Below are 16,148 nucleotides of genomic sequence, written 5' to 3'. Positions count from 1 at the left end.
TAATCAATCAAACTCAGGGATTGCCCCATGCCTTCACCGTCCCCCTTGCAAAACCCCCGGTCGCTCGATGAGCTGCTGCTGTTCCGCATCGGCCGCCTGCTGGCGATCGCGGGGGCTCCGGTGATACGTCTGTGCGAAGGCCAGTACGGCATCACGCGGCGCGAGTGGCGGCTCATCGCGGTGCTCGCGCAGCAGGGCCCCATGCTGTCTTCGGTGCTGGCCGAACGCGCGCACCTGGACCGCGGCCGTACCTCGAAGACGGTTTCGGATCTGGTGCGAAAGAATCTGTTGGTGCGCACGCCGCTGCCGCAGGACCGGCGCTATGCGCAACTCACGCTGACGGATGCGGCCCGGGAAATCTACGCGGCGCTGTTTCCCGTGATCGTGCAGCTGAACCAGTCGCTGCTCGACGGCCTGGCGCCGGCCGACGTGCAGCATTTCGATGCCGTGCTCGCGCAATTGCAGCAGCGCGCCGCGCAGCAGCCGCTGGCGCAGGACCTGCCCAAGGCCGACAGGCGCAAGGGCGCGCGCGCCACGGCCGTGCGCGTGGCGCCGGGCTGAGCGCTGTCAGCGCTGCGCCATGCGCGCCATCATCAACGCGGTACTGGTCTTGCGATCGGCCTGCACCTTCTGCACCGTGGGGCGCTCGCCCATGCGCGCCAGGTAGTCGCGCACCGGCAGCTCGGCCAGCACGTCGCGGCCGCCGACGATCTTGCTTGCGGCGCTGATCAGCGGCAGGTGGACGATGGCGCAGCAGTCGGCAAACGTGAACTGCTCGCCGGCAATGAAGGGGCTCCAGCGCGCGAGCTGGCCCAGCGCCCTGGCGCTCTTGTCGAGCTGGGCCATGCTGCGCTCGCGCACGCCGTCGCTGACCTTGCCGCCGAAAAACGCCTGGGGGTAGAGATTGCGCGCCACCAGTTCCAGGTGCAGATCGAGATACAGCGCCAGCTCGCGCACCTTGGCCGCGGCAAACGGGTCGGCGGGCAGCAGCGGGTGGGCGGGATAGGCCTGCTCTATGTATTCGAGCATCACCGCCGACTCGCTGAGCGCGCCGTGTTCGGTGCGCATGTAGGGCACCTTGCCCAGTGGCGAAGCCGCAGGGTCGGTTTCGCCCAGCCAGGCAAGTTCCTCCTCGAAAGCGACGCCTTTTTCAAGCAGTGCGAGCTTGACCTTGTTGTAGTAGTTGCTGGCAGAAAAACCACAGAGCTGAAGCATGGGAAGTCCTTGATGGCTGGGGGAGGGACGCAACGCTGGCGGCGCCGGCTGCGCTGACTGCGTGCCATGCTAGGCGATCGCCGCCGGGCCTGGCGTCACGCAGATGACGGGGCCTGCCTACAATGCTGTGATGTTCCGGCTGCGCTCCTTCCCCCCTGCATGGCTGCGTTCGCGGCCCATGGGGCTTGCGCGCGCCACTCTGGCCGCCTGGCTGCTGGTGCTTTTTGCGGGCCTGTTCACGCCCTGGGTCCAGGCGCGCAGCCTCGATGCCGTGTGTTCGGGTGCGGGCCATCGCAGCTATATGCTGGCGCCGCATGCCGATGGGCTCGCGCATGCGCTGCATGGGCTCGAGTGTCCGCAGTGCATGCCGCAATTGGCCGCACCGCCGCCCAAAGTGGCCGCGCTGCTGGCCGCCGCGCCGCATCCGGGCCGGCCGCTGCGTGCGCGGGCCATGGCCTGGACGCCCGTGCCCTCGGCCTGCCCGCCACCGGCACGCGGGCCGCCTGTGTGATGAATCAAAGCGTCGGCCGCGCCTGCGCGCTGCAGACTATTTTTTCCCGGGCCTGGCCCCGGAAGTTTTCATTCCACAGAGTCCCCGCAGGGGACAAGAGCATTCCCATGACCAAGAACCAATGGATTTCCCCTTTCATCGTTGCCGCCGCCCTGGTGGCCGGTCTTGCGGGCAACGCATCTGCCCATACTGAAGCCGCGCATGTCGAAGTCGACGGCGCCTGGGTCCGCGCCACGGTGCCCGGCCAGCAGGGAACGGGCGGTTTCATGCGCCTGAAGGCCAAGGAGTCGCTGACCCTGGTCGGCGTGCGCTCGGAAGCGGCCGCGGTGTCCGAAGTGCATGAAATGAAAATGGAGGGCGACGTGATGCGCATGCGCGCCATCAGCGCGCTGGCGCTGCCCGCGGGCAAGACGGTCGAGCTCAAGTCGGGCGGCTACCACCTGATGCTGCAGCAACTCAAGGCGCCGCTGCTCAAGGGCACGGAAGTGCCGGTCACGCTCGAGTTCAAGGATGCCAAGGGCGAACTGTCGCGCCTGCACCTGCGCCTGCCCGTCGCCATGACCGCGCCCACCGGCGCGAGCCCGGCTGCGGAACACAGCCACGGCCACGCGCACTGAACCGTTTGCCGGGCGCGCCCGGATGGTGTCATCGCCGGATCGCCGTTACAGTAGGCTTGGTAGCGCGCCCCGGCCTGGCCGGGGTTGTCGCATGATGTCCCATGTCCCAGCGAGGTAGGCGATGAGCAATCCCAACGGTTCCGATCCTTTCGGCTTTGCCAAATTCATTCCCGGCTTTGAGTTCCTGCAAAGCCTGTCCCAGGGCGCAGCGGGGGCGGCCGGCGCCGGTGCCGAGGCACCGCTGGCCGGCATGGCGCAGTGGGTCGCGCCCACGGTCAACGCCGAGGAAATCGACAAGCGCATCAAGGAGCTGCGCGCCGTGCAGTTCTGGCTGGAGCAGAACGGCCGCGCGCTCACGGCGACGATACAGGCGCTCGAAGTACAGAAGATGACGCTGGCCGCGCTGCAGAGCATGCAGGGCGGAATCAACGACTGGGCCAAGGCCTCGCCGTTCAAGATGCCCGAGGCGGGCGCAGCCGCGAGCCCGGCCCCTGCGCCCGCGCCCGCGCCCGCGCCCGCATCGCCGCCACCGGCTGCCGCGCCGGCCGCCGCCACCGATGCCGCCGCTGCGGCCCAGGCGCCTGCCGCCGCGGCCGTCGATCCGTTGCAGTGGTGGGGCGCATTGACCCAGCAGTTCCAGCAGATCGCGACCCAGGCGCTGCAGGAACCCGCAGGCCAGAAGGTCATGGAAGCCGGCACGCAGATGGCGGGCGAGTTCGCGCGCAGCGCCATGCAATCCGCCGCGGATCTTGCTAAGGCCGTGCCTGCGGCGGCGGTCATGCCTGCGGCCGCCAAGCCTGCAGCCAGGGCCTCCGCGCCGGCGACCAGTAAAGCCGCGCCGCGCAAACCAGCCGCGGCGCCAACGCCCCAAGCCGCGGCGAAGAAAACCACCGCCGCCCGCAAGACTCCGCGCCGCGCGCCCTGATCGCGGCACAATGCCGGCAATGCTTCACCTCAAGGATTGCCGGCATGCATGACGAAGACGCGGACCGCCCCAATCAGTACGCGCTGCTGCGCCAGCGCCGTTTCGGGCCGTTCTTCTGGACCCAGTTCGCGGGCGCGGCAAACGACAACCTGTTCAAGTTCGCGTTCACGGTCCTGGTGACCTACCAGCTGAGCGTGTCGTGGCTGCCGCCTTCGCTCGCCGGCCTGGTGATAGGCGCGCTTTTCATCCTGCCCTATCTGCTGTTCTCGGCGACGTCGGGCCAGCTCGCCGACAAGTGGGACAAGCGGCGCATCTTCCTGCTGACCAAGAACCTCGAGATCGCCATCATGGCGCTGGTCGCCTGGGGCATGCTCGCGCAGAACGTGCCGCTGCTGCTGGCCTGCATCTTCCTGATGGGCACGCATTCGACGCTGTTCGGTCCGGCCAAGTTCGCCTATCTGCCCCAGGTGCTGTCCGAGCGCGAGCTCACGGGCGGCAATGGCATGGTCGAGATGGGCACTTTTGTCGCCATTTTGCTCGGCAATGTCGCCGGCGGCCTGCTGGTTGCCGTGCCCGAAGTCGGCCATGCACAGGTCGCGGTCGCCGGCCTGTTGCTCGCGCTGCTGGGCCGGCTGTCGGCACAGTTCATTCCCGCGGGGCCGGCAACCGACCCCGATCTGCGCATCAACTGGAACCTGTTCAGCGAAACCTGGCGCAACCTGCGGCTCGCGCATGCGCATCCCGTGGTGTTCCGCTCGCTGCTGGGCATCAGCTGGATGTGGTTCTTCGGCGCAGTGTTCCTGGCGCAGTTTCCGGCATTCGCGAAAGAGGTGCTGCACGGCAACGAGCAGGTCGCGGCGTTGCTGCTGGTGGTGTTCTCCGTCGGCGTGGGCGCGGGCGCGCTGCTGTGCGAGCGGCTGAGCCGCGCCCAGGTCGAGATCGGCCTGGTGCCGCTGGGCGCGCTGGGAATGAGCCTGTTTGCCGCCGACCTGTATCTGGCGTCGCGCAGCCTGCCTCCGGGCAGCCTGATGGACATGGCGGCGTTCCTGTCGCGGCCCGCGCACTGGCGCGTGGTCGCCGACCTGCTGCTGCTGTCCATGGCCGTGGGCATCTACAGCGTGCCCATGTACGCGCTGATCCAGCTGCGCAGCCAGCCCACGCACCGCGCGCGCATCATTGCCGCCAACAACATCCTGAATGCGCTGTTCATGATTGCCAGCAGCGTGCTGGCCGGCGCGCTGCTGTCCGCGGGCTGCAGCATTCCGCAGCTGTTTCTGATCATCGCCGGCGCCAATCTGCTGGTGTCGATGGCGGTGTTCCTGCTGGTGCCTGAATACCTGTTGCGCTGCGTGGCGCTGGTGCGCACCGCGCGTGCATGAGGAGTCTCCATGAGTAAAGCCTTGCGTCTTCCCGAGAAATGGTTTCGCCGCGGCCTGTGGCTGGTGGCGCTGGTCTTCGCCTGGTTCCTGGTCGGGCTGGGCAGCCTGGTGGTCGGCGATCTGCCGCAGGTCGAAAGCGTGCAGCGCATCGAGGATTTCATGCCGCCCGAGCGCGCGGCCCAGGTCAAGCTGCAGCGCCAGACATCGGAGCAGCTGCGCGACCAGGCCGCGAGCGCGCTGGAGCAGGCCGAGCTCAAGTACCGCGCCGCGCGCAAGTCCTATGCCGCGGCGCGCGAAGCGTTCGACAACTGGGTCGCGACGCGCAGCGCCACGCAGCGCGCCGACCAGGACGAAGAACTGCTGGCGCGCACGCGCGCGCTCGACCAGCTCAAGGAAGCCGAGCGCCGCGCCGGCGTTGCCGTCGAGGCCCAGCAGCAGCAGCAGCTCGACGCCCAGCAGGCGCTGGCGCGCGCCGAGGCCGACTGGCAGCAGCTCAACGACGGCGCGCGCGAAAAATGGCAGGCCGCGCAGCGCGCCCAGGAACTGCGCGTATTCCTGTACCGGCTGGCCTTGACGCTGCCGCTGCTGCTGGTCGCGGGCTGGCTGTTTGCCAAGAAGCGCCGCAGCAATGCCTGGCCTTTCGTCTGGGGCTTCATCTTCTTTGCATTGTTCGCCTTCTTTGTCGAACTCGTGCCCTATCTGCCGGATTACGGCGGCTATGTGCGCTATATCGTCGGCATCGTGCTCACGGTGGTGCTCGGCCGCGCGGCCATCCAGGCGTTCAACCGCTATCTTGAAAAGCAAAAGCGCCAGGAAGCCATGCCCGACGCCCAGCGGCGCGTGGAGCTGAGCTATGACACCGCGCTGTCGCGCCTGGCCAAGGGCGTTTGTCCGGGCTGCGAGCGGGTGGTGGATCTCAAGGATCCGGGAATCGACTTCTGCCCGCATTGCGGCATAGGCCTGTTCGACCGCTGCGGCAACTGCGCCACGCGCAAGAGCACGTTCTCGCGCTTTTGCCATGCCTGCGGCACACCGGCCGCGGCCATGCCGGCGAGCGCTCCGCTGCCGCCGTCGGCGTCAGACCCCCAGGTTCGCGACTAGCGCCGGGTTGTGGGCGTCGGCGGCAGCGCACAGGCTCCAGCCATCGCGGCCCGCAGCCTTGGCCTGATAGAGCGCGACATCGGCGCGCTGCAGCAGCTCTGCCAGCGTCTGCGCCTTTCCGTCGGTCAATGCCACACCGATGCTGACCGTGACCGTCAATTGCTCTCCCTGGGGCAGCACCAGCCGCTGCGCGCGCACGGCCGTGCAGATGCGCGTGGCAATCTGCTGGGCCGCCGAGGCGCGCACGCCCGGCAGCAAGACGGCGAATTCCTCGCCGCCCACACGGCCCAGCAGGTCCTGAGGCCGCAGGACCTGGCTTACGGTCTGGGCGAAGGCACGCAGCGCGGCGTCGCCCGCGGCATGGCCATGGTGGTCGTTGACCAGCTTGAAGTGGTCGAGGTCCAGCATCAGCACGGCCGCGGGCTCGGTCGACTGCTGCAGGCGTTCGAGCCGGCGCTGGCCCTGGCTCAGGAAAGCGGCGCGCGCCAGCACATCGGTCAGCGAGTCATGGCTGACCGCACGGTCGAGTCGGCGCAGCAGCTCGCTGCGCGCAATCTGCGAGCAGGCCACGGCCAGCGGTCCCATGGACAGCAGCGTCAGGCCCAGCCGCAGCGAGACCGCGACGTCGAGGTCGGCGGGCGTGAACTCGAGCATTCCCGCTGAAATGGTGGCGATTTTCCAGATGCAGACCAGCAGGCTCAGCAAGGTCGTGGTGAACAGGCGGTAGGCCAGCGCGCACCACAACAGCGAGGGCACGGTGAAGGCCAGCGCGCCCGGTCCACCCAGTGCGATTGCCGCGTATTCGGTGGCAATCACGGACAGCAGCGGCAAGGCCATGGTCCATGAAGCGCGCGACTTGATGCGCGCGAACCAGCGCCCAGGGCTGCGGGTCGGGATGCTCAGGATCAGCGGCAGGATCAGCATCTGGTTCATCAACTCTGTGCTGAACCACATCATGGCGGTCTGCGGCCAGCTGCTATGGAACAGCAGGGGGCCGGTGCCGGCGCCGACCAGTGTCGAGCCTGCGGCGGCGAGCGTACAGCCCACGAGCAGATACAGCACCGAACTCTGGCGCCGCATGTAAAGCCGCGGCGCGTCGAGGCGGCGCATGAACCACCAGCCGCAGGCGACGCCGAACAGGTTCGCGATCGACAGCCAGACTGCGGCCAACGGATTGCTGCCTGTGAGCAGGTCGGCGAGCACGAATGCCACCAGGGCCACCAGCCACGAGGCCTTTTGCGCGAGCCGGGGCCAGCGCAGCAGCATGCCCAGCAGTACCGCGTTCGCCGGCCAGAATGCGGACAGGAATCCTGAGGGCCGGCTCAGGATGCCTGCCAGGCATGCGAGAAACAGGCACAGCCCCAGGCCCATGACGCTCGCCATCGGGGCGAGCGCGGGCATGGAGCGGTTGCGCGCAGGGGAGGCAAAGGAAGGCAAAGGCATTTATTGGACGAGAAACCGTGGTCTCGGCCAATATAGCGGCGGGGTGCGACAGGGTTTGTCAACTCTTGTCAGATGGCATGCAAAGGCCGCGCCGGGGGTGACCACTTACCCCGGACGCCGGCAGGGTCTCAGACGCCGCGCGCGCGCTCGCTCTTGAACCGCGCACGGAACGCAGCGAATGTGCCCGCGTCCAGTGCATCGCGCACTTCCTGCATCAGGTTCAGGTAGTAGTGCAGGTTGTGGATGGTGGTCAGCATGGGGCCGAGCATTTCTCCGCAGCGATCGAGGTGGTGCAGGTAGGCGCGCGAGAAACCGTCGCGCCCGCCGTCGTCCCAGCTCACTCCCGAGGCGCCCGCGCAGGCGTGGCAGGTGCAGGTGGTGTCTATGGGCTGGTGGTCGGTCTTGTGGCGCGCATTGCGCAGCTTGAGGTCGCCAAAGCGCGTGAAGATGGTGCCGTTGCGCGCATTGCGCGTGGGCATCACGCAGTCGAACATGTCGACGCCGTCGGCCACGCCCTGCACCAGGTCTTCGGGCGTGCCCACGCCCATCAGGTAGCGCGGCTTGTGCGCCGGCAGGCGATGCGGCGTATGCGCCATGATCTGCAGCATCAGGTCCTTGGGCTCGCCCACGCTCACGCCGCCGACCGCATAGCCGGGGAAGTCCATCTCGACCAGCGCGTCCAGCGACTCCTGGCGCAGGTCCTCGAACATGCCGCCCTGCACGATGCCGAACAGCGCGTTGGGGTTTTCCAGGCGCTCGAACTCGTCCTTGGAGCGCTTGGCCCAGCGGCGGCTCATTTCCATCGACTTGCGCGCTTCGGCGGGGGTCGTGAGGTGGCCCTTGGTCTCATAGGGCGTGCACTCGTCGAGCTGCATCACGATGTCGGAGTTGAGCGTGGTCTGGATCTGCATGCTCACTTCGGGCGACATGAACAGCTTGTCGCCGTTCACGGGCGAAGCGAAGTGCACGCCTTCCTCGGTGATCTTGCGCATCGCGCCCAGGCTCCAGACCTGGAAGCCGCCCGAGTCGGTCAGGATGGGCTTGTTCCACTTCTCGAAGCCGTGCAGGCCGCCGAAGCTTTCCATGATGTCGAGGCCGGGGCGCATCCACAGGTGGAAGGTATTGCCCAGGATGATCTGCGCGCCCATCTCTTCAAGGCTGCGCGGCATCACGCCCTTGACGGTGCCGTAGGTGCCCACGGGCATGAAGATCGGGGTCTGGACCACGCCGTGATTGAGCGTGAGCTTGCCACGGCGCGCGTGGCTGGAGGGGTCGTTTTGGAGGAGTTCGAACTGCAGCATGGGCGCCATTGTCCCAGACTGCCTGTGGACCGTGCTTCCCGAGGGGCAGCCCAGGGTCTGGCACACTGGGGTATCGATAACTTCCGGAGGCCTAGATGCTCAGAATCATGATTGCAGTGGATGGATCGGAACCCTCGCTGGACGCCGTGCGCCATGGCGTGAAGCTGGTGCGACAGGGGCTGCATGCCAGCCTGGTGCTGGCCCATGTGCAGCAGGAGGCCACGTTCTTCGAGCTCGCGACCCAGGACCCCGACCTGATCGCCCGGGCCAGCGTCGCCGCGGGGCGGCATCTGATGGAGGCCGCCGTGGCGCTGGTCGAGGCCGCGGGCGTGAGCTATGAAACCGAAGTCGGCCTGGGCGAGCCCGCGCCCACGCTGGTCGACATGGCCGAGCGCAACGGCTGCGACATGATCATCATTGGCGCCTGGGGCCAGGGCGGCGTGCGGCGCGCGTTGATCGGCTCGGTGTCGCGCGAGGTTGCCCGCCTGAGCAATGTGCCCGTGACCATCGTCAAGCATCCCGATCCGGCCGATGTGGCCGATGCGCAGGATGTGGTCGACGAGGACTAGAAACTGGCAGGTGCCGGCAAGTGGGCAGCGAGCAAGGGCCGCCCCGAAGCGAGGCTGCCGTCCCCCTCCACCGAAGGTTGAGAGGGGGAAGCGGCGAAGCCGCTCAGGGGGTGTTTTTCATCTCATCCACTTGCCGTGGGGCAGGCTTGCCAAGCGTTGGAACATGCGCCGGCAGTAGCCGCGTATGCGCAGGCAGTTGTTGATTTCTTCAATGGGCAGAGGACCGGAGACCACCACGATGTCGTCGGCCGACTCCCAGGCTCCGGCGGCGCGCAGGCGCCGGCGCGCGGTCAGCGCCCAGGAATGGATGCGCGTGGGCGTGCCGTGCTGGTGCACCTCGCCGGTGTGCAGGTCGAAGGCAATCGCCACGGTCTCGGTCCTGAGCCGAAAGCGGCGCTCACCCGTGACTGCGCTGGGTGTGTCGCGCATGTCGTACAGGTAATAGTGGCCGGCCTTGAGCTGGTATTGCTGATCCATCGATCCTCCTTCAAGCCCCCATTCTGCGCGGCCTGGGCGGCGTTGCAAAGTCGGGTAAGCGGTGCGAAAGTCGGGCTGTTCGCGGTGGCGGCGCTGCGCGCGCCGGCCGCCGCGGGCTCAGAAGTCCAGCAGGCTGAAGCCCACGCTGAACACGGTGCGTTTGTGGTTGTAGTCGATCAGGCTGTCACCATACCCCGAGAACAGCTGCGTGTGCAGGCGCAGATTGCTGCGTCCGCCGCCTATGCCGTCGCCCAGTGTACGCAGCCATTCGAGTCGCACGGCGCCGCGCGGCGTCGCACCCAGCGAGCTGCGCACCGTGGCGCTGAGCGTATGGATGCGGTTGGGGTTCCAGGTGGCGGTGAGTTCGGCGCGGCCCAGATAGTTGCTGATGTCGGGGTTGTCGTCGTTGAGCGCGCCTTCCTTGACGCGCTTCCAGATGCGGCTGGTGACCGCGAAGTCGTTGCCCTTTTCCAGGCCGGTCATCAGGTACCAGCGGTTCCAGCTGCGCGACAGCGGCAGGCTCTGGCCGTTGGACTGGTGCACCAGACCCGCGCCCGCATAGGCCCAGTTCCAGCCCGCAGGCAGCGACAGCGACAGCGGATAGACGTAGATCAGCTCGGGTTCATGGTCGGTGGTGCGGAACGGCCGCGACAGATCGGGGCTGAACACCTGCCAGTACGACTGCTGGGTATAGCCGAACCACAGCGAATCCTTGCGCTCGGGCGTGTGCGCCAGCAATCCCTTGGCGAGCTTGGTGCGCACGGAGATGTTGAGCCGGGTCTCGGTGTGGCGGTAGTCGGTTTCGGTTGTGCTCTGGTGGTCGGGCGAGGGCGACGAAGGCAGGCGGTTGACATTGCTGCCCGAAACCACCGAGATCGACATCGGGCGATAGCCGCGCACGGCGAAAGTGCCGCAGTCGGTGCCTTCGGTCAGCTCCCAGAACCGCGTCATCGCGCTGTATTTGGCGTCGTTGCAGCCCCGCACCACGGGATCGGCGGGCATGGGGTCGGCCGTCAGCGGAGCTGCCGACGTGGCGACTATGGGCGCGGGCACGGGCAGCGTGGGCTGGTCGGGCAGGGCCTGGGCGCTGGCCGCGGGCGCCTGCCAGGGCTGCTTGTTGGCCCATTCGTCAAAGCATGCCAGGCGTTCGGTCCCATTGGCGGCTGCGGTGCACAGCCGCCAGGCATCGGCGGGCGTGCTGCCGACCGGGGCGCTGCCTGCGGCCCATGCGGGCAGCGACAGCAGGCTCCAGGCCGCAAATGCCGCCAGCGTGGGCGCGCCGGGCGCGTTCATTCTGCGGGCTGCTTGCGCAGCACGAAAGAAAGGGCGAGTGGAGGGTTTTCCTGAGTCCATGTTCCGCGAATTTCCTTGCCGCAGCTGTCTGCCACCACCTGGCCAATCCAGGTGGCGCTGATATTTGTTCCGTTGATCGACTCCTCGAGCGTGAAATCGCCCTGGTCGACATCGCCGGCGAGCAGCGCTTCGCTGCCCGCGCGTTGTACCCGGCCGCGCACGCTGGCCGCGAGTTCGGGATGGGGGATGAGTTCGAGACGGGCCGTGGTGGGCGTCGTCGGCGGCGCATCGGCCGCCGGCGTGAATTGCGCGTTCCAGTGGCCCAGCAGCGTCTGGTGGCTGGCCTCGGCGGCGTCTATGCATGGCGCTGTCTGGGCGAAGGCGCTGGCGGCAAGCCACAGCAGCGCGGTCGCCGCGATGCAGCGCAGAAAAGGGATGCGGGAAAAAAGCATGGCAGTCGGAATCGGTGGTCAGGGCGCAGGCGTCTGCGCGGCGGCCTTGCGGGCAAATTCGGCGCGCAGCTGGCGCAGCTTCTCGCGCGGGTCTTCGCGCGCGGTCGATTGGTCCAGGCCCATTTCCTTGATGAAGCGGCTGGGCATGGCGGCGACCATTTCGCGGCCTTTCTTGCGGCGCTTGGTCCAGCTCACGGCCAGGCTGCGCTGGGCGCGCGTGATGCCCACGTACATCAGCCGGCGCTCTTCCTGCAGGCGCTGGGCGATTTCGTCGCTGACCTTTTCCTGGCGGCCGTTGTCGTCATCGAGCTTGAACGGCAGCATGCCTTCGGTCACGCCGACCAGCATCACATGCGGCCACTCGAGGCCTTTGGACGCGTGCAGCGTCGACAGGATCACCATGTCCTGCTCCTTTTCGCGCTCGCTGATGGTCGACAGCAGCGCAATCGTCTGCGAGACCTCGAGCAGGCTTTTCTTCTCGCTGGTGATGGTGCTGCCGCTGGTGTCGTCCACCTGGCCGCCGGCGCGCTGCGCCATCCAGTCGCAGAACTCGAGCACATTGCTCCAGCGCGCGGCGGCGACGGTCTCGCTGTCCTCGCTGTCGTAGATGTGCTTCTCGTAGTCGATTTCCTTGAGCCAGTCGGCCAGGAAGGCGCGCGAGTCCTCGGCGCCCAGCGTGTGGCGGGCGCGGTATTCGAGGTCGTTCACATAGCGGCCGAACTCCATCACGCTGTCGTGGGCCTTGGTCGGCAGCACGGCGGGCAGCATGTGGCTGAACAGCGCGCCGAACATGCTGAGCTTGTGCTGGGTCGAGAACTCGCCGAGCTTGCCCAGCGTGGTGTGGCCTATGCCGCGCTTGGGCGAGGTGATGGCGCGCAGGAACGCCGGGTCGTCGTCGTTGTTGATCCACAGCCGGAACCAGGCGCACAGGTCCTTGACTTCGGCGCGGTCGAAAAAGCTGGTGCCGCCCGAGACCTTGTAGGGAATCGCGGCCTTGCGCAGCGCCTTCTCGAACGGCTTGGCCTGGTGGTTGGCGCGGTAGAGGATGGCGAAGTCCTTCCAGGCCGGCGGCGGGTTGCTGGCCGCGCGCAGCGTCTGGATGCGCGCCACGGCGCGCTCGGCCTCGTGCTCCTCGGAGTCGGCATCGACCACGCGCACCGGGTCGCCTTCGCCCAGCTCGGAAAACAGCGTCTTGGGATACAGCTTGGGGTTGGGCTGGATCACGTTGTTGGCGGCGCGCAGGATGGCGCTGGTCGAGCGGTAGTTCTGCTCGAGCTTGATGACCTTGAGCTGCGGGTAGTCGAGCGGCAGCTTCTTGAGATTGTCGAGCGTCGCGCCGCGCCAGCCGTAGATCGACTGGTCGTCATCGCCCACGGCAGTGATATGGCCGCGCTCGCCGATCAGCAGCTTGAGCAGCTCGTACTGCGTGGCGTTGGTGTCCTGGTATTCGTCGACCAGCACATGGCCCAGCAGCTTCTGCCATTTCTCGCGCACTTCGGGGTGGTCGCGCAGCAGGCGCAGCGGCATGCCTATCAGGTCGTCGAAGTCCACGCTCTGGTAGGCCGTGAGGCGTTCCTCGTAGCGCGCCATCAGCAGCGCGACGCTGCGCTCGCTGTCGTCCTGGGCCATGGCCAGCGCCGTGCGGCTGTCGTAGCCCATGTTCTTCCACTTGCTGATGGTCCACTGCCATTGGCGCGCCGTGGCCACATCGGTGGTGCCGCCGGCCGCGTCCTTGAGGATGCCGACCACATCGTCGGAGTCGAGAATGCTGAACTGGGGCTTGAGGCCCAGCGCCTGGCCGTCCTCGCGCACCATCTTCACGCCCAGCGCGTGGAACGTGCAGATCAGCACATCCTTGGCGGCGCGGCCTATCAGGCCCTTGGCGCGCTCGCGCATCTCGGCCGCGGCCTTGTTGGTGAAGGTGATGGCGGCAATCCGCTTGGGATGCAGGCCGGTGTCGATGAGCCGGCCGATCTTGTGCGTGATCACGCGTGTCTTGCCCGAACCCGCGCCCGCGAGCACCAGGCAGGGGCCTTCGGTGTAGTGGACAGCTTGGAGCTGGGCAAGATTGAGACCGGCGGACATAGGCGGGGAGAGGATCGGGCGGTTGGATGACAGAGGCCGGGAAAGGGCAGTGCGCGCCGGCGTGCGGGACGCGGGGCAGCACGCATGATACTGGTCCGAAGGCGGGATTGGTGTTGCACTGCAGCATGCCCGGGAGGCGGATGGGTATGTCACAGGCGTAACACTTCGTGCCAAACTGCATGCCTTAGGCTGGCGCGCCGGCTGCTGCCCATACGCTTCCCTTTGATCGCCTGTCGCCATGCTGTCTGTTTTGCTGGTCACCTCTCCGTTTTTCGCGCTCGTGCTCTGTGGCTTTGTCGCCACCCGGCGCGGCATCCTGCCGCTGTCGGCCATTGCCGGGCTCAACAGCTTCGTGCTGTATTTCGCCCTGCCCTGCATGCTTTACCGCTTCGGCGCGCGCACGCCGATCGCGCAATTGCTCGATCCCGCGGTTGCCGGTGTCTATCTGGCCAGCGGCCTGGTGCTGGTCGGCACTGTGGTCGCGCTCACGCGCCGGCGGCTGGGCTGGAACGACGCGGCGTTTGGCGCGCTGGTCGCGGCCTTTCCCAATACAGGCTTCATGGGCGTGCCGCTGCTCGTGGCCCTGCTCGGCGCGCACAGCGCGGGTCCGGTCATACTGACCATGGCGCTCGACATGCTGGTCACGACTTCGCTGTGCATTGCGCTGTCGCGCCTGGGCATGGCCGGCGGTGCGGGCGTGGCGCTGCGCAATGCGCTCAAGGGAATGGCCGCCAACCCCATGCCCTGGGCGATCGCGCTGGGTGCGCTGGCGTCATGGGCGCAATGGACGCTGCCCAAGCCTGTCGAGCAGACGCTGGCCATGCTCGGCGACGCGGCCTCGCCCGTGGCGCTGTTCACCATAGGCGCGGTGCTCGCGCGCTCGCAGATGAACGCCCATGAGCGCGTGGCGGCGCGCGACTATGTGCCGGTGGCGCTGGCCAAGCTGATTGCCCACCCGCTGCTGGTGTGGCTTGCGGGCCGCGCGGCCATCGCGCTGGGCGTGCCGCTGACGGAGCAGGCGCTGGTCGTGCTGGTGCTGCTCGCGGCGCTGCCCAGCGCGAGCAATGTGGCGCTGCTGACCGAACGCTTCGGCGCCCATGGCGGGCGCGTGGCGCGCATCATCCTGGTCAGCACGGCGCTGGCGTTCCTGAGCTTCTCGGGCGCCGTGGCGCTGATGACACGGGGCTGAAGCCTCCACCTTTGCTCCCGGGCAGGTGCCTGGCCGGCCATGCCTTTGGCTTGAGGGCAGGGCGTTCATGGTTCGACAGGCTCACCACGAACGGGGGGAGAGCGCGTCTTTCCTTTGAGGCTGGCCAGCAACCGTTCGCTCGGCCTCGTCGAGAGGCAGCGCGAACGGGTCGACGGGCTAGTACTCCCAGAAAATCCGCTGCAGCTCGCGCGTGTCCCGGGTCTGGGTCAGCGCCACCGCCGCGAGCAGGCGTGCCTTCTGCGGGTTCAGGTCATGCGCCACGACCCAGTCGTACTTGTCGTCGGGCTGCTCGGCATTGCGCAGCACGAAGCCGCCGGGAATGCGCGAGCTGCGGATCACGACCACGCCTTTGCTGCGCAGGTCGTTCAGGCGCGGCACGATGCGGTCGGCGACCGAGCCATTGCCCGTGCCCGCATGGATGATGGCCTGCACGCCGGCCGCGCCCAGCGCGTCGATGGCCGTGCTTGGCACGTTGCCGTAGCCGTAGACGATGTCCACGGCCGGCAGCGTGGTGATGCGCTCTATGCTGAACTCGCTGTTGCGCGTGTGGCGCTTGACCGGCGCGCGGAACCAGTAGGACTTGCCTTCGACCACCATGCCCAGCGGGCCCCAGGCGCTGCCAAAGGCGTTGGTGCGGATGTTGACGAGCTTGGCGACATCGCGCGCGGTGTGGATTTCATCGGCCATGCTGACCAGCACGCCCTTGCCCACCGAATCCGGGCTGCCGGCCACGCTCACCGCGCCCAGCAGGTTGAGCGCGCCGTCGGCCGACAGCGCCGTGCCCGGGCGCATGGAGCCGACCAGCACGATGGGCTTGTCGGTCTGCACCACGAGGTTCAGGAAGAAGCCGGTTTCCTCCAGCGTGTCCGTGCCGTGGGTGATGACAATGCCTTGCACATCGGGCTGGCGCACCAGTTGCTGCACGCGCCGCGCCAGCGTCAGCAGCTGCTGGTTGGTGAAGCTTTCGGAGGCAATCTGGAACACCTGCTCGCCCGACACGCGGGCCACCTTGCCCAGCTCGGGCAGGCCGATCAGCAGCTGCTCGACCGGCACCTTGGCCGCCTGGTAGGTGGCGCTGCTGGCCGCCGACGCGCCTGCGCCCGCAATGGTGCCGCCCGTGGCCAGCACCACCACATGGGGCAGGGCTGGCGGCGTAGCGGCCGCGGCGGGTGCGCTGGCGACGGGCGTGGCGGCCGGCATGGCGGCCAGGCTTTCCTGGCGCGGCGCCGAAGTACAGGCGGCAAGGGCCAAGGCGCCGGCGCATACCGCCAGACGCCAAAGGGAAGGGGTGGAAGCAGTCATGGTTATTGGCTCCAGCACAGGGTGGTTGGCGCCGCGGGGACCCGCAGTGCGTCAGCGACTGACAATGCACTGCCGCCCAGGCCTTGGCAAGATGCAGACCCCAGTAACAAAATGTCCTTGACAAATCAATGCCGCCGGCGCCGGGCCGCCCCAAGCCGGCGACGGCCCCCTTGGGGGGCAGCGGCTACGCGAAGCGAGCAAGCGTGGGGGCCTAGATCGCCAAGGGATCTACATCGACCAGCCAGCGCACTAGTGGCCGGTGCTGGGG

Annotated in this window: 15 protein-coding genes and 1 pseudogene; 8 read left to right on the top strand and 8 right to left on the bottom strand. The window is 67.7% G+C overall.

The window, feature by feature from the left end; all coding sequences use genetic code 11:
• Positions 1-27 precede the first annotated feature (27 nt).
• On the top strand, positions 28-561 hold the full coding sequence (locus RR928_RS09785) for a MarR family winged helix-turn-helix transcriptional regulator (RefSeq protein ID WP_332547996.1): 534 nt from the start codon (positions 28-30) through the stop codon (positions 559-561).
• A gap of 6 nt (positions 562-567) precedes the next feature.
• On the opposite strand, the gene RR928_RS09780 is transcribed toward RR928_RS09785, so the two are convergent.
• A complete protein-coding gene (locus RR928_RS09780) occupies positions 568-1,215 on the bottom strand; it encodes a glutathione S-transferase family protein (protein WP_332535668.1) in 648 nt (215 codons plus the stop codon).
• Between the two features lie 130 nt (positions 1,216-1,345).
• Here RR928_RS09780 and RR928_RS09775 point away from each other — a divergent pair, with 130 nt between their 5' ends.
• From RR928_RS09775 to RR928_RS09755, 5 genes and pseudogenes are all read left to right on the top strand, one after another.
• Positions 1,346-1,726, top strand: a complete 381-nt coding sequence (locus tag RR928_RS09775) for a hypothetical protein (protein ID WP_332547994.1) — start codon at positions 1,346-1,348, stop codon at positions 1,724-1,726.
• A gap of 107 nt (positions 1,727-1,833) precedes the next feature.
• Positions 1,834-2,343 (top strand): copper chaperone PCu(A)C, encoded by a 510-nt coding sequence (locus RR928_RS09770; RefSeq protein WP_332682343.1) that lies wholly within the window; start codon positions 1,834-1,836, stop codon positions 2,341-2,343.
• 121 nt (positions 2,344-2,464) lie between these two features.
• A complete protein-coding gene (locus RR928_RS09765; RefSeq protein WP_332535663.1) occupies positions 2,465-3,268 on the top strand; it encodes a PhaM family polyhydroxyalkanoate granule multifunctional regulatory protein in 804 nt (267 codons plus the stop codon).
• Positions 3,269-3,312: 44 nt separating this feature from the next.
• Positions 3,313-4,629 (top strand): annotated as a pseudogene (locus RR928_RS09760) (MFS transporter); the annotation flags it as partial.
• Between the two features lie 27 nt (positions 4,630-4,656).
• Positions 4,657-5,748: a zinc ribbon domain-containing protein gene (locus tag RR928_RS09755; protein WP_332535661.1), complete on the top strand. Its 1,092-nt coding sequence runs from the start codon at positions 4,657-4,659 to the stop codon at positions 5,746-5,748.
• On the opposite strand, the gene RR928_RS09750 is transcribed toward RR928_RS09755, so the two are convergent.
• Positions 5,725-7,191, bottom strand: a complete 1,467-nt coding sequence (locus RR928_RS09750; RefSeq protein ID WP_332682340.1) for a GGDEF domain-containing protein — start codon at positions 7,189-7,191, stop codon at positions 5,725-5,727. The genes RR928_RS09755 and RR928_RS09750 overlap by 24 nt on opposite strands.
• A gap of 128 nt (positions 7,192-7,319) precedes the next feature.
• Positions 7,320-8,492: a tRNA guanosine(34) transglycosylase Tgt gene (gene tgt, locus RR928_RS09745; RefSeq protein WP_332549550.1), complete on the bottom strand. Its 1,173-nt coding sequence runs from the start codon at positions 8,490-8,492 to the stop codon at positions 7,320-7,322.
• A 95-nt stretch (positions 8,493-8,587) separates the two neighbouring features.
• Between tgt and RR928_RS09740 the strand changes: the two genes are divergently transcribed.
• A complete protein-coding gene (locus RR928_RS09740) occupies positions 8,588-9,061 on the top strand; it encodes a universal stress protein (protein WP_332682338.1) in 474 nt (157 codons plus the stop codon).
• A gap of 117 nt (positions 9,062-9,178) precedes the next feature.
• Here RR928_RS09740 and RR928_RS09735 read toward each other — a convergent pair whose 3' ends face one another.
• From RR928_RS09735 to RR928_RS09720, 4 genes are all read right to left on the bottom strand, one after another.
• Positions 9,179-9,538, bottom strand: coding sequence for a hypothetical protein (locus RR928_RS09735; protein WP_332540082.1), 360 nt, complete (start codon positions 9,536-9,538; stop codon positions 9,179-9,181).
• 117 nt (positions 9,539-9,655) lie between these two features.
• Positions 9,656-10,831 (bottom strand): phospholipase A, encoded by a 1,176-nt coding sequence (locus tag RR928_RS09730; RefSeq protein ID WP_332540084.1) that lies wholly within the window; start codon positions 10,829-10,831, stop codon positions 9,656-9,658.
• Positions 10,828-11,283 (bottom strand): hypothetical protein, encoded by a 456-nt coding sequence (locus tag RR928_RS09725; RefSeq protein WP_332682336.1) that lies wholly within the window; start codon positions 11,281-11,283, stop codon positions 10,828-10,830. Before RR928_RS09725 ends, RR928_RS09730 begins: the two co-directional genes overlap by 4 nt.
• Before the next feature lie 18 nt (positions 11,284-11,301).
• Positions 11,302-13,368 carry an ATP-dependent helicase gene (locus tag RR928_RS09720; protein WP_332549546.1) on the bottom strand — a complete coding sequence of 689 codons (2,067 nt, stop codon included), beginning with the start codon at positions 13,366-13,368 and terminating at the stop codon, positions 11,302-11,304.
• 238 nt (positions 13,369-13,606) lie between these two features.
• Between RR928_RS09720 and RR928_RS09715 the strand changes: the two genes are divergently transcribed.
• A complete protein-coding gene (locus RR928_RS09715) occupies positions 13,607-14,557 on the top strand; it encodes an AEC family transporter (protein WP_332540087.1) in 951 nt (316 codons plus the stop codon).
• A gap of 177 nt (positions 14,558-14,734) precedes the next feature.
• On the opposite strand, the gene RR928_RS09710 is transcribed toward RR928_RS09715, so the two are convergent.
• On the bottom strand, positions 14,735-15,778 hold the full coding sequence (locus tag RR928_RS09710) for an asparaginase (protein ID WP_442881554.1): 1,044 nt from the start codon (positions 15,776-15,778) through the stop codon (positions 14,735-14,737).
• Between the last annotated feature and the right edge of the window lie 370 nt (positions 15,779-16,148).

It is taken from the genome of Comamonas sp., assembly GCF_036666375.1.
In the GTDB taxonomy this organism is placed as follows: Bacteria; Pseudomonadota; Gammaproteobacteria; order Burkholderiales; family Burkholderiaceae_C; genus Comamonas.
This window is presented reverse-complemented; position numbering and strand designations above follow the sequence as displayed.

Excerpts from the sequence above, each read along its gene's own strand:
- RR928_RS09785 (WP_332547996.1), top strand. The coding sequence starts at position 28 with ATGCCTTCACCGTCCCCCTTGCAAAACCCCCGGTCGCTCGATGAGCTG.
- RR928_RS09780 (WP_332535668.1), bottom strand. The coding sequence starts at position 1,215 with ATGCTTCAGCTCTGTGGTTTTTCTGCCAGCAACTACTACAACAAGGTC.
- RR928_RS09775 (WP_332547994.1), top strand. The coding sequence starts at position 1,346 with ATGTTCCGGCTGCGCTCCTTCCCCCCTGCATGGCTGCGTTCGCGGCCC.
- RR928_RS09770 (WP_332682343.1), top strand. The coding sequence starts at position 1,834 with ATGACCAAGAACCAATGGATTTCCCCTTTCATCGTTGCCGCCGCCCTG.
- RR928_RS09765 (WP_332535663.1), top strand. The coding sequence starts at position 2,465 with ATGAGCAATCCCAACGGTTCCGATCCTTTCGGCTTTGCCAAATTCATT.
- RR928_RS09755 (WP_332535661.1), top strand. The coding sequence starts at position 4,657 with ATGAGTAAAGCCTTGCGTCTTCCCGAGAAATGGTTTCGCCGCGGCCTG.
- RR928_RS09750 (WP_332682340.1), bottom strand. The coding sequence starts at position 7,191 with ATGCCTTTGCCTTCCTTTGCCTCCCCTGCGCGCAACCGCTCCATGCCC.
- tgt (WP_332549550.1), bottom strand. The coding sequence starts at position 8,492 with ATGCTGCAGTTCGAACTCCTCCAAAACGACCCCTCCAGCCACGCGCGC.
- RR928_RS09740 (WP_332682338.1), top strand. The coding sequence starts at position 8,588 with ATGCTCAGAATCATGATTGCAGTGGATGGATCGGAACCCTCGCTGGAC.
- RR928_RS09735 (WP_332540082.1), bottom strand. The coding sequence starts at position 9,538 with ATGGATCAGCAATACCAGCTCAAGGCCGGCCACTATTACCTGTACGAC.
- RR928_RS09730 (WP_332540084.1), bottom strand. The coding sequence starts at position 10,831 with ATGAACGCGCCCGGCGCGCCCACGCTGGCGGCATTTGCGGCCTGGAGC.
- RR928_RS09725 (WP_332682336.1), bottom strand. The coding sequence starts at position 11,283 with ATGCTTTTTTCCCGCATCCCTTTTCTGCGCTGCATCGCGGCGACCGCG.
- RR928_RS09720 (WP_332549546.1), bottom strand. The coding sequence starts at position 13,368 with ATGTCCGCCGGTCTCAATCTTGCCCAGCTCCAAGCTGTCCACTACACC.
- RR928_RS09715 (WP_332540087.1), top strand. The coding sequence starts at position 13,607 with ATGCTGTCTGTTTTGCTGGTCACCTCTCCGTTTTTCGCGCTCGTGCTC.
- RR928_RS09710 (WP_442881554.1), bottom strand. The coding sequence starts at position 15,778 with ATGCCGGCCGCCACGCCCGTCGCCAGCGCACCCGCCGCGGCCGCTACG.